General features: G+C 53.3%; 7 protein-coding genes. 6 read left to right on the top strand and 1 reads right to left on the bottom strand.

Features of this window, described 5'->3' with window-relative positions:
- The first annotated feature begins 35 nt into the window (after positions 1-35).
- The 6 genes from JKK62_RS07470 (at position 36) to JKK62_RS07445 (ending at position 12,369) form a co-directional block, all read left to right on the top strand.
- Positions 36-2,243 (top strand): HD domain-containing phosphohydrolase, encoded by a 2,208-nt coding sequence (locus JKK62_RS07470; RefSeq protein WP_201427381.1) that lies wholly within the window; start codon positions 36-38, stop codon positions 2,241-2,243.
- A 22-nt stretch (positions 2,244-2,265) separates the two neighbouring features.
- On the top strand, positions 2,266-5,352 hold the full coding sequence (locus tag JKK62_RS07465) for a hypothetical protein (protein WP_201427380.1): 3,087 nt from the start codon (positions 2,266-2,268) through the stop codon (positions 5,350-5,352).
- 83 nt (positions 5,353-5,435) lie between these two features.
- On the top strand, positions 5,436-6,506 hold the full coding sequence (locus JKK62_RS07460; protein WP_201427379.1) for a HEAT repeat domain-containing protein: 1,071 nt from the start codon (positions 5,436-5,438) through the stop codon (positions 6,504-6,506).
- 90 nt (positions 6,507-6,596) lie between these two features.
- Positions 6,597-8,009, top strand: a complete 1,413-nt coding sequence (locus tag JKK62_RS07455; protein ID WP_366503176.1) for a glycosyltransferase family 2 protein — start codon at positions 6,597-6,599, stop codon at positions 8,007-8,009.
- Entirely contained in the window at positions 8,006-10,246 is a 2,241-nt protein-coding gene (locus JKK62_RS07450) for a family 2 glycosyl transferase (RefSeq protein ID WP_201427378.1), read from the top strand. The genes JKK62_RS07455 and JKK62_RS07450 overlap by 4 nt, the downstream gene beginning before the upstream one ends.
- On the top strand, positions 10,243-12,369 hold the full coding sequence (locus JKK62_RS07445; RefSeq protein WP_201427377.1) for a hypothetical protein: 2,127 nt from the start codon (positions 10,243-10,245) through the stop codon (positions 12,367-12,369). Before JKK62_RS07450 ends, JKK62_RS07445 begins: the two co-directional genes overlap by 4 nt.
- A 77-nt stretch (positions 12,370-12,446) precedes the next feature.
- Here the strand turns inward: JKK62_RS07445 and JKK62_RS07440 are convergent, their stop codons facing one another.
- Positions 12,447-15,017: an EAL domain-containing protein gene (locus JKK62_RS07440; RefSeq protein WP_201427376.1), complete on the bottom strand. Its 2,571-nt coding sequence runs from the start codon at positions 15,015-15,017 to the stop codon at positions 12,447-12,449.
- Positions 15,018-15,052: the final 35 nt, after the last annotated feature.

Genomic DNA, 15,052 nt, shown 5'->3' with positions numbered 1-15,052 from the left:
TATGATAACAGATTATATTCGATGGAGCGCAAAAAATGAAAAAGATCGGCTTTAAAAAACTGAATGAAAAATTCACAAAAAGGGGAGTTCTCCCCCTTTTGGGCATATCGCTGATCATCCTTTTGCTGACCGTTGCGGTCTACTTTGTCGCGCACTATGTCGCCAACAGCTATACGGATGAGAACCGTTTTTCCAACTGGAACTATCTGTATACCGAAAAGGCGGGCTCCGTGCCCGACGGTGAGCTGCGCATCTATAACGCGCAGAACCCGATCATAACGGAAGGAAAAAAAGGCAATATTTATTTCACAAAGACGCTGGAGCCATCGGATAAGGCAAGCAACCTTGTGCTCATCACCGATTTCGCGCCGGTCAAGATCCTTCTCAACGGCAAAGAGATCTATAATAACCAATTCGATACGGCGGAGTATGTCGGCAACTGCTACAACGCCGTCACACTGGAGCCGTCCACGCAGGAGCGACAGCTGGAGGTCATGCTCAAGCTGCCCCTCTCGGTGCGGTTTGAAACCTATCTGAATCCTCCGGGTGACCCGGCGTTCACCAACATGCCCGGCTTTATGATCGGACTGATCATGATGGGAGTTGGTCTCTTGGCGGCGATCGTCTTCGGACTCCTCTCGGCAGTCAAAAAACGCCTGTTCCGCTCGATCATCGTATCGGGACTGCTGTTCTATGTCGGACTCGCTCTGGCGCTGTATATGCTGCCTGAGGTCACCTATCTCTTCAACACGCCGAAGTGGATGAACATTACCGCTCTGCCCGTACACCTCACCTTTATGGTCGTGCTGTTGTGCCTGAACGGATTGTTCAAGGAATCGCGCAAAACCGCGATCGCCATCCTGTTCGCGTCCGGAATCTCCGCGATCGCGGTATTGGTGGCGTTCAATCCGCTGACGATCAAGCTCGCCATCCTGCTGATGTGCCTGCTCACCACGGCTGCCGCGGTGTATGTTGCCCGCACGGCGATGGTACAGCTCGACAGACGTATCCAATACGCGGCGCCCGTCTTTGTGATGTGCGTATTCTGCGTGATGATCATGGTACTCGCGGCGATCTTTATGAGCACCCGCCAGAGGATCCTGTATATCTATAACGTCACGATCTCTTCGATCGTCATCATGTGCGTGCTCGAATACATCTACATCCACGATTTCCGGCTGGAACAGCAGACCATCGATGTGCGCGATCAGAGCGTCAAATACAGTAAATCGGTAGAGGGCATCTCGCAGTTTATCCGCAATATGCTCGACTGCCGCGACAAATCGAAGTTTTACGATACGGCCGTCCGCGAGATCCTTGATCTGATCGTCAAGTATAATCCGGACAACACCGATATCCGCTACTGCGTCGCCGTAAAAGACGGTGGTACATACACGGAAGTGGTCAACAACGGCATATCGTCCTGTAACTACGAGATGATCGAGCAAAACGGACGAAAGAATGATAGGGAATGTCTGTTTGCCGGAACCTATTTTGAATATATCCTCAAAAACAAAGACGAAGTCGGCGCCATCTTCCACTTTGAAAACATCAAGGACGGTATGGACGTCTTTTTCATCAGCATGATCGAAGCGACCTACTGCGGTCTGGTAACCACCTATGAAGATATCTTCACCGACGGCACCCACCGCGATATCAACGTGATCTTTGCCGAGCTCGCCGAGAACACAGAGCTCGATAACGGCTGCAGCGTCGATCACCTGATCAATATCAGAAACAACAGCCGTGAGCTGTGCCTGCGGATCGGCATCGACGAAGAAAGAGCCGAGCATATCTCCATCGCCTCGGAGCTGCACGATCTGGGCAAGATCGCCGTACCGAAGGACATCATCCATAAGGAAGGCAGGCTGACCGAGGAAGAGCGCGTGATGATCAACAGCCACACGGAATTCGGCTACACGATCCTCTCGGCGTATGACGACGACCCCATCCTCGCCACAGCCGCCGTGATCGCGCGCTATCACCACGAGCGCTACGACGGTACCGGCAACAACGGCCTCAAGGGTGAGGAGATCCCCATCGAGGCGCGCGTCGTCGCGGTTTGCGACGTATATGACGCGTTGATCTCCGAAAGAACCTATAAAAAGCCGTGGAGCAAAGAGGACGCGATGCATTACCTCAAGGAGAACGAAGGCAAGCTCTTCGATCCCGATATCTGCGAGAAGTTCATTGCGTTCATCGGCGAAGAAGCGGAAGCAAAGAAACCGGCAGCCGCGCAATAACCGACTGTAAGGCGGTGTGTTCATGTCAAAAGAAAAAAAGAATAAACAGAATGACTATGTCCCGACCACGCCTGAGGAAAAGGCTTTTGAAGAGCAACAGGACGCGCGCAAGTCAAAGGTCAAGTTCTATATCAAAAGATTCAAATGGTACCACATCGTGGCTGCCGTCATCGTCCTGTTTCTCATCCTGCTGTTCGGCATATGGCATCTGATCCCCAAAAAAGTGATGAATGTCGCGGTACTGGACAAAACCGTACTCGCCTACGCAGATGATGAAAACATCATCAAGCATACCGTATACCGTAAGCATCAGGGCTTTTACTGGATCCTGCATCAGCAGCGGTATGTCAATCCCGAGGGACAGTTCTACGACTATAAAAAGGATTATTTCGGCCCCATGCTCGATGAAGAGGGCAACTTCGACCACAACGTCGAGCTCAAGGACGCGGAGTCCACACCCGATCTGCTGTATCTGTCCGACGCCTACGGGCTGGGCAACGATACCTTCGGCCATTATAACGGCGGTTCTCCGCTTAACGGCGGTATCTCGGAAGACGATATGTCTTACATCTCCTTCGCGCATGAGAGCGGTGCGCCGATCATCACGGAAAGCACCTTCTTCAGCTCCCCGCTGTCCGACTCGGTACGCGCTCAGCTGATCGCGCTCACCGGCGTCAATCCGACCAAGTGGATCGGCAGATATATCGTCGATCTGGAGGACTTTACCGACGTTCCCGACTGGGCGCCTCCGATGTATGAGCAGCAGGAAGGCGTCGAATGGCGCTTTACCGGCCCCGGTATCCTGCTGGTATCGTCAGACGGCAAGATCATCATTCTGGAACAAAACACGGATTTCTTATCCAAGGATCTTCTTAGGATCTATATCAACGAAGAATACCGCAAGGAATTCTCCGGCTGTGATAAATGCAACTTCTATAACTGGTTCGAGCTGGTCGAACCGAACTACGGCGTCGAGACGATAGCGACCTTTGATTTTGACCTCAACGCCACCGGTATGGAAAAAATCAGTGAGATCAGCAAGACGCCGCGCTTCTGCGCGATCTCCCGCAATCAGGAGGAAGGCTACGCGCCCGTCTACTACTTCGCGGGCGACTGCAACGACTATGTCAACGGCGACCGCTACGGCGATTTCCTGTTTTCCAACCAGTTTTTCAAATTCCTGTCCTACGACAGACAGGGCGATATTTCCAACTTTTACTGGCGGTTCTATAATCCGCTGATTCGCCACATCCTGTCCGATACCAAGAGCAAGCAGTATGTGGAGGACAAGAAGGATCACGCGGAGGTCGCGCGCGTCAATAACGGCAGCTTCCAGATACTCGAGGACGAGAAGTGGCGCGGCATGACGCTCAAGGCAGCCGCTTTGAACGCGCAGGAGCCCGGCAAGGCGACCTATTCGCGCGATTTCACCTTCTATGAGGATCTGATCAAATCCGCCGGTGAGATGGGGATCAACTGTCTTGTGGCAAAGGATCTTCTGCCGCCGGAATTCTACGCGGCAGTCAGCCGCTATAACAAAAATCCGGAGAACGGAACGATCTACATCCTCCAGCGCGTCACCGTCCCCGATGAGCTCAGCGCCGCTGATTATCTAAAATCCGACGGTCTGGAAAAATGGAAAGACGCCGTCACGACGTCGATCAACGCCCTCCACGGCAACGGCCACGCGCAAAGTGAAAAGCTCGGCGCGGCCACCTACTTCATCGATGTATCGGAGTATGTGCTGGGCGTGAGCATCGATCCCGAGCTGACCTCAAAGAATGTCACGGCGATGACCGGACTTTCCGACTACTCCTACAGCGGCGAATATGTCAAGGACAGCAAGGGCGTCGAGGGCTTTGCGGCGTATCTGTACGATACCGCTCAAAAGGTCTCCTACGACGATTATGATTACTATACGCCCATCTCCGTCTGCGGTTCTTATAATATGATCAAGGACATGTCGGGCGTAAAAGATAAAAACGCGTATGTCTTCAACGACATCGTGTCTGCCGATTATAAGGAATATTACTTCTGTGATATCGATCTTGATAACGATAAGATCGCCGGCGGCGGCAAGAATTCCGACACCATAGAATCAAAGTATATGAGCGCTTTCAATGAGCTCAAAAAGGTCACCTCGCCTGTACTCGCGTCGGGTGTATCGTTCTCGGATGTAAACGCCGTTTACGATCAGGACGCTGTCACCGAGACACAGCAGGGCGAGCGGATCACCTCGGCGCTGAAAGCCGCAAAGGACAGTGGTATCTTAGGCGCGACCGTATATGACCTGAACGACAGCTGGAGCGAGGTCAGCGAGGATATGGAATTCTATACCTCCGTTTCCGACAGCTATCTGTGGCACAACACCTGTGACAGCAAACAGATGTCCGGTCTGATCGCCATGGACAGCGTGATGCCGGAAACGCCCGGTCTGGTCCTCTCCGACGACGATATGGCGCAGGCGGTCTCCATGTACAGTGACGCGGGGTATCTGTATATCACCCTGCAGCTGTTACAGGAGATCGATTACAAAGATAACGCCATGTTCATCGGTCTGGATACCTTCCAGCGCAACGACGGCGAGTATTACTACGCCGACGACTTCACGGCGAACTCCCTCTCCGGTATGGAGTATTCTCTCCGCTTTGAGGGCAAGCAAAACGCCGCGCTGTACGTTATCGATACCTATGACCGCAGCAAAGACAGAGCATATACGGAAGAAAGCTACACCGGCGACTACAACAAGGTGGCGGATCTGAGCTACGGCGGCTTTACCTCGGGTGATACCCAGTTCTACCAGACCGGCTCGACCATCTATATCCGCCTGCCGTGGACATGGCTCAACGTCGCCGATCCGTCCAAAAAGCTCGTGATCAACGACGACTCGTTCAAGGGAGATACCGCCAAGACCGTTACTACCAACGGCGCGCTGATCTCCGTCATGATCGGCGAGCGCAAGGAGGGCGACGTCATGTATGCCTTCCCCATGGATAAACACGACCCCGGATACAAAGTATTCCAGTGGAGCAAATGGGAGACCGTCAAATACACCTCCCGCCACAAGGAGAGCTTTGATATACTCAAACAATACTTTTCGGGACAATAAACAAGGGGATTGAGAAAAGCCCCACCTCCCGTCAGCCGTAATAGTACGGCTGACGGGGAGGCCGACAATCAGGAGATAATCGCTTGAAGATCGAACTGTTAAGCGTTATCGGGTTACTGCTGTGCCTGTTGATCATCGGCATAGAGTACATTCTTCTTTATCGTTTGGCTGAACTGCAGGATGAGCATACAGCCCGCAACGATAACATCAGGCGCAGGCTTGATATCCACGTGGAAGGGGTGCTCTATGCACCCACCGAGGGCAGCCGTAACGCCGAGATAACCGCATTGGCAGACGAGATAAACGGAGATTTCACCGTTTATGAGATGGCTGTCAAGGAAATCAAAGAACATCAGGGCTCCGGCTTTGATGATGAAGCAAAAGAGAAGCTGATCGAGCGCATCAACACGCAGGTCGAACCCATCGAGATGTACGCCAAGATGCTCGACGAGGGCGACGTCTACCACAAGGGCTATGCCTGCAGAAGGCTCGCCGATCTGGAGGCGATGGAGTATCGCGATAAGATCAAGGAATGTGTCGGCAGCAAGGACAGAGATCTGGCTTATAACGCCGCGATGGCGCTGTGTCAGATGGGCGACGTCTATGAGGTCGCCGAGTACCTGCTGAGCATCGAAAACGATACCCAGTATTCGGGCAGGATCGTCAACGAGTTCTTTGCCCAGTTCACCGGCGACAGAGAGGAGCTCGCGGCAAAGCTCTTTGAAAAATGCAACAAGTATATGAAGTGTACGGTCATCAAGACGATCGCGCAGTACAAGATCGACGGCTTCAGAAATATGTATATCGAGGGCGCGTCGGGCAACGATACCCAGCTGAAGATCGCCTGTGTCAAGGCGCTTGCCGCGTTCGGCTATCCCGAGGATGAACAGATCCTGCAGATCGCCGCGGGCGATAAGGACTGGGTGATCCGTTCCTCGGCAGTCAGAGGACTGTCGCTCTTAAAGACGCAGAGCGCGCTCAATACCGTCAAGCACGCGCTGGGCGACAAGGAATGGTGGGTGCGCCAGACGGCGGCACAGTCGATCACCCGCATGGATATCTCGCCCAAGGATCTGGAAGAGATTTTAGGCGGATACGACCGTTTTGCCGCCGACGCGATGAAGAACGTCCTGTATAAGACGGTCGACACGTGATCTTTTATCTATCGCAAGCTTTTTATGATCGTTTAGGCACGCCTATTGACGATCCGTTAACGCAAAGTATCTGATTAGGAGGAACAGACTGTGGGATTTTTGAATGCGATACGCCACTTTATCGTTTTTTTCAATTACTTCTGCATGGCATTTACGCTGTTGCTCAACTTAATATACATCGTCCAGCTGTTTGTGTCTTTTTTCCGCGTAAACCGCAACTATAACAAGACCTTTTCCGATGATTATCTCAGCTATGAGGACAGCGAAAACCTCCTGCCCATCTCGCTGATCATCCCCGCGTTCAACGAGCAGGAGCATATCGTGCAGAACGTCCGCTCGCTGATGAAGCTCAACTATCCGCATTTTGAGATCATCGTCGTGAACGACGGCTCAACGGACAAAACGGGCGATAAGGTCATCGAAGCCTTTCATATGCACAAGATCGAGACCTCGATCCGCTACCAGATCCCGACCCAGAAGATCGAGGCGGTCTATTACAGCAAGACCTATCCCAACCTTCTGTATGTACAAAAGGCAAACGGCGGTAAATCCGACGCGCTGAACGCCGGCATCAATATCTCAAAGTATCCGCTGTTCACCTGTCTGGACGCCGACTCCCGTATCGAGAAGGACGCGCTGCTGCGCCTGTCGATGGAGTTCATCAAGGATTCCCGCACCGTGGTCGCGGGCGGTATCGTGCGTATCGCGAACGGCTCCAAGATCGTCGACGGCGAGCTCAAGGGCTTTACGATGCCTAAAAAGCTCATCGAGCGTTTCCAGATCGTCGAGTACTATCGTTCCTTTTTGATGGGTCGTGTCTTTTGGGCGGCGTCCAACTCTCTGCTCATCGTATCGGGCGCTTTCGGATTGTTCAGAAAGCAGACCGTTATCGAGGTGGGCGGCTACAAGAAGAACACCATCGGCGAGGATATGGAGATCGTCGTCCGTATCCACCACTATATGCGCAAGCATTGCAGAAAATACAAGGTCAAATTCAACGAATTCTCGGTTTGCTGGACACAGGGTCCGATGTCGCTCAACGACATCCGCAGCCAGCGCCGCCGCTGGCAGATCGGTCTGATGGATACGCTGATCTCGCACGCGAGCATGACCTTCAACCCGCGCTACGGCTTTGTCGGACTGGTATCGATGCCCTACAACTGGATCTTCGAGTTATTCGGCGCGCTGGTCGAGACGATCGGCTACTTCCTGATACCGTTCACGCTGATCATGGGTGAATTAAATATGTTCTTCTTCGTCATCTATTTCCTGTTGTCGGTATCCCTGGGCGTTATCCTCTCCGAGGGCAGCCTCGTGCTGGAGCAGTACACCCACCGCGCCGCGATGACCGCCAAGCAGAGCATCGCGATCTCCGTCTACGCGATCCTCGAGAACTTCGGCTACCGACAGATCATCACCATCTTCCGTGTGGAAGGTATCCTCAAATACCGTAAGCTCCGTAAAACATGGGGCAAGATCAAGCGTAAGGAGTTTGAACAATGAAGAAGATCGTCATCTCTGTTATCGCTACCATTGTCGTGCTCTTTTTTCTGGCGCAAACCGGCTTGCTCGCGCCGTTCGGTATCAAGCAGCTCTCTGTCTTCGGCCGTGAGAACAGGAAAAGCTCCGACGTAGATACCTCGAGCGAAGAATATATGGATACCGCCAACAACCTGAGCTACTGCTTCAAGGCGGAGGGTCAATATTTCAGCGTGTATCAAAACGGCGGCTGGAAAGAGCAGTTCATGACCGGCGTCAACATCGGCGCGTCGGAGCCCGCTCTGTTCCCCGGCGATCTCACGATCAGCTATGAGACCTATCTGAGATGGTTCAAATACATCAGCGAGATGAACTGCAACTGCATCCGTGTCTATACCACCATGCGCCCGCAATTCTATCTGGCGCTCAACGATTTTAATAAAGACGCCGATAAACCGATCTATCTCTTCCAGGGCGTATGGGTCAACGAGGACGATATCGAGCGTCTGAGCGACGTCTACGCCGAGAATGAGAAGATCCTCACGGACTTCAAAAAGGACGTTCTGTCCACCGTTGACGTCATCCACGGCAACGCTGTCATCCCCGAAAGCCCCGGTAAAGCCTCCGGTACCTATCGCACCGATGTATCGCGCTGGATGGCGGGCTGGATCGTCGGTATCGAGTGGGATCCCAATCTCGTCATCAACACGGATGAGCAGCATCCCAATATGCGCGACTATGACGGCAATTATCTGTTTACCCAGAGCGCCACGCCCTTTGAAGCGTTCCTATGCCGTGTCGGCGACGCGCTGATCGACCATGAGACCGAGCAATACCGGTTCCAGGTACCGCTCGCCTTTACCAACTGGATCACCACCGACCCGCTGAGCCATCCCAACGAGCCACATTTTGATGAGGATAAGGCGACCGTGAACACCGAGAATATCAAGTTCCGTAACTTTGATCCCGGCATGTTCGTTTCGTACCATATCTATCCCTATTACCCCGACAGCCTGAACTATCAGGAGGACTATCTGTCCAACAAAGACAGCGAGGGCAAGGTCGACACCTACTCCGCGTACCTCAAGGATCTGAAGCTGGTACACACCCTGCCGATGCTCGTCGCCGAGTTCGGTATCCCGACCTCGCGCGGCATGGGTCATGAGAGCGTGATGGGCTATAATCAGGGTCATGTTGATGAAAACGCGCAGGGCGCGATGCTCACGGGCATGATCGACTCCATCTATGACACAGGCTACGCCGGCGGACTGGTGTTCACATGGCAGGACGAGTGGTTCAAGCGTACATGGAACAACGTCATGTTCGATATCGCCGACCGCCGACCGTTCTGGTCGAATATCCAGACCACCGAGCAGTGCTTCGGTATTCTGGCGTTCGATCCGGGCGCGAAATACACCGTCAGCTATCCCGACGGCGATCTGTCCGAATGGGATAACGCCGAAGCGACCGTGACGAACGATCAGGGCGATCTGTACGTCCGCAGTGACGAGCGCTATGTCTACATCATGGTCAAGGCAAAGGATTATGACTTTAACAACGACACGCTGTACATCCCGATCAACACGATCTCCGGACAGGGCAACACCAAGGCGCCGGATGATAAGCTGACCTTTGACGAAGGCGCGGATTTCCTGATCAAGCTGCACGGCGCGAGCGACTCCCATATCTATGTGGATCGTTATTATGACGCGTTCAATTATCATTTTGTCGAGTCCCGTATCCTGTCGGATTTTCCGGTGCTGAAGGATTCCGATAAAAAGGACAGCGGCAACTTTGACGAAATGATGATGTGCTACGGCTACAACCTCAAGGTAGGCGGTACCGGCGTGGAGGTACCGGATAAGGCATATGAGACCGGTAAGCTCCAGTACGGCAACGGCAATCCCGAATCGGAGGACTACGCCTCCCTCACCGACTTCTGCTACGGCAACGGCGGCGTTGAGCTGCGCATCCCGTGGCAGCTGCTGAACGTCATGGATCCTTCCTCCAAGCAGCAGATGGGCGACTTCCAGGAGGAACAGGTCTTTACACCGCAGGATTTCAACGCGTTCGACTTCGGCTTTGGCTATACCTCGGACGATAAGGCGCTGAGCATCTCACTTTCCGGCAGCTACACCTATGACGAATGGACGATCCCCACATGGCACGAGCGATTGAAGCCCTCTTACTATGAGCTGCAAAAGTATTTGCAGACCTATCGCGATAACGAAAAGAACAACAAAAAAGGGGTGACAAAATGAAAAGGATAACAGCGCTGATTTTAGCGTTGATGATGCTTCTTCTTGTCGCCTGCTCCAAAGAGCAAGATGATAAAAACGCCGGTGTTCCCGGGCAGATCACTCTGCCCGATACACAAGGCGTTTTTATGCCTTTTTACGCCGCTGATAACGGTTATATCTACCGCAATACCGGCAAGCAAAAGGGCGAGCTGTTTTATGTCAACGGCGTCAATATGGGCTTGACGGAGCCGCAGACCGATTTAGCGGCGCCCGATACCACCTATGACACCTATATGGATTGGTTCAAACAGATCGCCGCCATGAACGTCAACACCGTGCGCGTGTTCACGATCATGAACCCCGATTTTTACCGCGCCTTTGCCGATTACAATGAAAACAACAGCAACCCGCTGTATCTGATTCAGGGCATCTGGTTCTCGGAGGATCTGATGTACCAGCTGACCGACGCCCTCGAGAGCGACAAGATCCTGATCACGGCATTCAAGCACTCGATCACCGAGACGATCGACGCGATCCACGGCTCCAGCGACTATACGACTTACGGCAAGTTCAGCCCCGCGATCTATGACCGCGATATCTCCGACTATGTGGTCGGCTATATCCTCGGGCTGGAATATCCCGCCGCGTTTGTGGAGGAAACCAACGCCTCGCATCCCGATATGGCGAATTATCAGGGAAAGTTCCTGTCGACCGCCGAGGGTTCGACGCCGTTCGAGGCGTTTTTGTGCGAGGTCGGCGACACGCTGATCACCTATGAGAGCGACGCCTATTCCTGCCAGATACCGGTCGCGTTTTTGAACTGGCAGACTCTCGACACCATAAAGCACAGCGCCGAGCCTTTTGCCGAGGAAGAGGACGCGCAGAGCGTCGATACCGAGAAGATCAAGGCGGCGGACGGCTATTACGCGGGACTTTTTGCCGCGGTTGATGTGTACCCCTACTATCCCGAATTCATGAATCACCAGAAAGAATATGTCGAGACCGACGATAACTACCTCGCCTATCTCAACGATCTGAAAAAGACCTACACCGTGCCCCTGCTCATCGCCGAATACGGTCTGAGCACCTCGCGAGGGATCGCGCACACCGGGATCAACGGCTACCAGCAGGGCGGGCTGACGGAACAGCAGCAGGGCGAGCTGGACGCGCGGATGGCGCGGGATATCTGCGACGCGGGCTGCTGCGGAGGACTGCTCTTCTCATGGCAGGACGAGTGGTTCAAGCGCACATGGAACATGGAGATGTACTACCCCGACAAGCCTGCTGACCGCACACACGACCTGTCGTCCGCGGAGCAGAGCTACGGCGTGATGGCGTTCGACGTTTCCGCCGCCTATCCCGACGGCGACACCGCGGAGTGGAACGGCAACACCGGTATCGGCGACAGCAGAGTATGCGTCCGCTATGACGCGGAGTATCTGCACTTGCTCGTATCTTTGCCGGACGGCTTCGACTTTGAGAAAGATACCTACTACATCCCCGTTCAGGTGACGGGTGAGGGCAGTACCGCCAAAAAGGACGGCGCCCTGCGCTTTTCGGAGCCGGTCGATTACCTGATCGAGCTCAAAGGAAAAGACAACTCCCGCGTGCTGTGCGACGCCTACCGCGATGTGTTTTATTACCGCCAGAACGTGATCCGAAAGATCTTCGGCAACGACAAGGCGGATCCCGCCGTAAAGAACAGCGGCGAGTATCATCCCACCTACATGCTGACGGCAAACGAGATGTACCTGCCCGACGAGGGCATCACGCTCGAGCCGCAGTATTATGAGACCGGCAAGCTGCTCTACGGCAACGCGAATCCCGACAGCGAGGATTTCAACTCGCAGGCGGATTTCTGTCTGGCGGGCAACAAGCTCGAGATCCGCATCGCGTGGTATCTGCTCGGGATCAAAAATCCCCGCACAAAAGCGTGTATCGGTGAGCTGACCGGTAAGGAGCTCACCTTCACCACCTTTGACACGATTAAGCTCGGCGCGGGAACACAGGGAGAGATCACCCTGTATGACGCCGAATTCTCCGGGCTGAAAACCACCACGTACGATCAAAGGCTGAAAAAATCGTACGATATCATGGCAGAAGCCTTCCGATCACTGCCTTCGTTCGAGATCAATAAAGGATAAACAAAACACTGCGCCACACATAACACGACCCCCTGCTTGATCGCTCAGGCAGGGGGTTAACTGTATCATATGGTTAATTAAGCTTCCGACGAACCGACCGGCTGTTTCTCTTCCTCCGTCGGTTTGCTCAGGATGATGATGTAATCCATCGTGTTGGTCTCGTCGGGGATGTAGTTACCGACCGCGTTCAGCGTCACGTGATCACCGTTCGCGTTTCTGATACACACCTTCGTCGAGAACGGTTCGGTTTTTTGGATGTGTTCCAAAACCTCTTTATAAACGGACAGGTCGTTTTCGGAACCGATCCTGTCGATAAAGTTCTCACCGTTCAACTCGGTTTCCAACTCATGCGCGCTGATGCCGATAATGTTCTCCAGCCCGTTGAACAGAACGGTAAAGCGAATATCGCCGCCGGAGGTACGGGACAAAAAGAGTACCGTATCTGTCGATATATGAGAGAGCAGGGACATTTGCTTTTCAAGGTTGCTCAGCTTAGTGATATTGCGCACGGAGCCGTAGAAGATCTTCTCCTCACCCTCGCTGTGCAGATAGTAGAAGTGCATATGGAAGGTAGACAGCGTTCCGTCGGTCTTGTAGAAATGCAAAAGACCCTTGGAGCCGTTCAGTCGGTCGCGCTGCGCCAGCCGCAGCAGCTCGGTCATGCGCGGAATATCCGCCTTAGGCAGAAAGCGCTGGATGCAGACCAGCCGTTCCGAAAAATCGGGTACGTCGACCGCCTCATAGAACTGTTCATTATATCGCACGATATCCACGTCGTCGCCGTGCCACGAGTACAGCGCGCACGGACCGAGGATATTGTTGAGCATGGTATCGCTGTAGATGTTGTTATCAAGCAGCTCGCGCAGGCGGAACTGCTGGTTCGCCTTGAACGAGATGCCCGAGGTATCGATCTTGTCGGGATCGTCGATCAGGATCTCAAAATCCGTGATCGGCAGCGGGCGGTAGAAATAATACCCTTGGATATAGCGGCATCCCATATCGATCAAAAAGTCCTTTTGCTCCTTGGTCTCAACGCCCTCGACAATGATCGGCACGCCGATCGTCTTGGTCATATTGGTAACAGACTCCAGGATCTGTATGCTCTTTTCTTCGTTGCTTTCATTCATGTTCAAAAACTGCGCGTCGAGCTTGATGACGTCGATATTCAGGTTTTTGAGCATGTTCAGCGTGGAGCTGCCGCTGCCGAAATCGTCCATCAATACCGTAAAGCCCTTTTCCCTTAACGAACGGACGGTCTCCATAACGAGCGCCGTGTTGGTGATATAGGAGGATTCGGTGATCTCGATCTTGAGCAGGTTGCGCTCCAATTCATATTTTTTGATCAGGTTTTCAAAGATAGCGGGAAGGTCGGTGTGCAGGATATCGGAAACCGACACATTCACCGAAACGGGAAGCGGCGTGTGACCGCTCTTGATCCATTCATGCTGCCAGCGGCAAACGTCATCCCAGATATACAGATCCAGATCGGAGATGAGTCCGCGCTTTTCGAGTACGGGGATAAACGTGTCGGGCGGGATGACCGTACCGTCGGGCTTGATCCATCGCGCCAGCGCTTCGGCGCCGACGATCTTTCCCGATGACGCGCGGCACTGCGGCTGCAGATAAAAGACGATCTCATGCTGTTTGAGCGCCCGTGAAAAATCCGTCAGCACGCGATACTCCGCGTTGGTGCGCGAATACATCCCTTTTTCAAATACACGGATACGGCTGTGGTAGCCTTCCTTCGCAACCTGTGCCGCCAACAGCGCACGGTCGAGCATATCCATCAGCTCGTACTCTCTCTTGACAATACAAATGCCGAACGCGGGCAAAAAGCTCGAGCTGTTGCCGCGCGAGCCGATCAAAGCAGAGATATCCTCATAGATATGACCGATCAGCTCCATGTCGTAGGGGATCAGCAGACAGAAATCATCCTGTCCGAAATAACCTGCCGTACCGCCGGTACGTTCACCGGCTTCGAGCAGCGTCGCGCCGATCTGTATCATCAACAGATCGCCCTCACTGTGGCCGTACCACTCGTTGAAGAGCTTGAAATTATCGATATCGATACTGACCAGACACCATTCTGTATCGGTGTTCTTGATACGCTGCTGTACATCCTTGACAAAGGCGCGCTTCTTCAGCAGTCCGGTCATCTCGTTGCGGTTGTTGTCGGCATATACCGCTGTGTCGGTCAGACCCAGCTCGCGGATCTTTCGGCTTTGGCAGTCAAAGATATACATACGGATGACGTCGGGCTCCAATCCGTACTCCTCTCCCGCGATCAGCACCATTTCCACCCAATGCCAGTTTCCGACGATCAGTCGAAAACGGTATTCTTCGCAGCACAATCCGGGGATCTCGGAACCGGACAGACGGTAGAGGATCGTTTCCGGATTCATCAGCTCGACAAATCTTTCGCGCTCCTCAGGGTGGATCAGTTCCTCGGACATACCGATGAAAACCTCTCTGTAACTGCCCTTCGTCAGCGGCATGGCATATTTTTTTGAAACGTGAAAAACACTCTTGAAAGTCTGTTGCTTCACATCGATCTCGAGCAGCTCATCATAGGATGAATTGTCGAGAAATCGCACGATTGTTTCGGGCTGTCTGACATGCTTCAGCAGATCGAAAAAACCAGTGTCCATGACCATTACCTTTCCTTAAAAAAATCGCCGGGAAT

Source organism: Ruminococcus difficilis, assembly GCF_016680995.1.
Note: the sequence above shows the minus strand (reverse complement) of the source record. Positions and strands in the feature narration are given on the sequence as shown.

Coding starts and splice junctions, on each gene's coding strand:
- JKK62_RS07470 (WP_201427381.1), top strand. CDS start 36: ATGAAAAAGATCGGCTTTAAAAAACTGAATGAAAAATTCACAAAAAGG.
- JKK62_RS07465 (WP_201427380.1), top strand. CDS start 2,266: ATGTCAAAAGAAAAAAAGAATAAACAGAATGACTATGTCCCGACCACG.
- JKK62_RS07450 (WP_201427378.1), top strand. CDS start 8,006: ATGAAGAAGATCGTCATCTCTGTTATCGCTACCATTGTCGTGCTCTTT.
- JKK62_RS07445 (WP_201427377.1), top strand. CDS start 10,243: ATGAAAAGGATAACAGCGCTGATTTTAGCGTTGATGATGCTTCTTCTT.
- JKK62_RS07440 (WP_201427376.1), bottom strand. CDS start 15,017: ATGGACACTGGTTTTTTCGATCTGCTGAAGCATGTCAGACAGCCCGAA.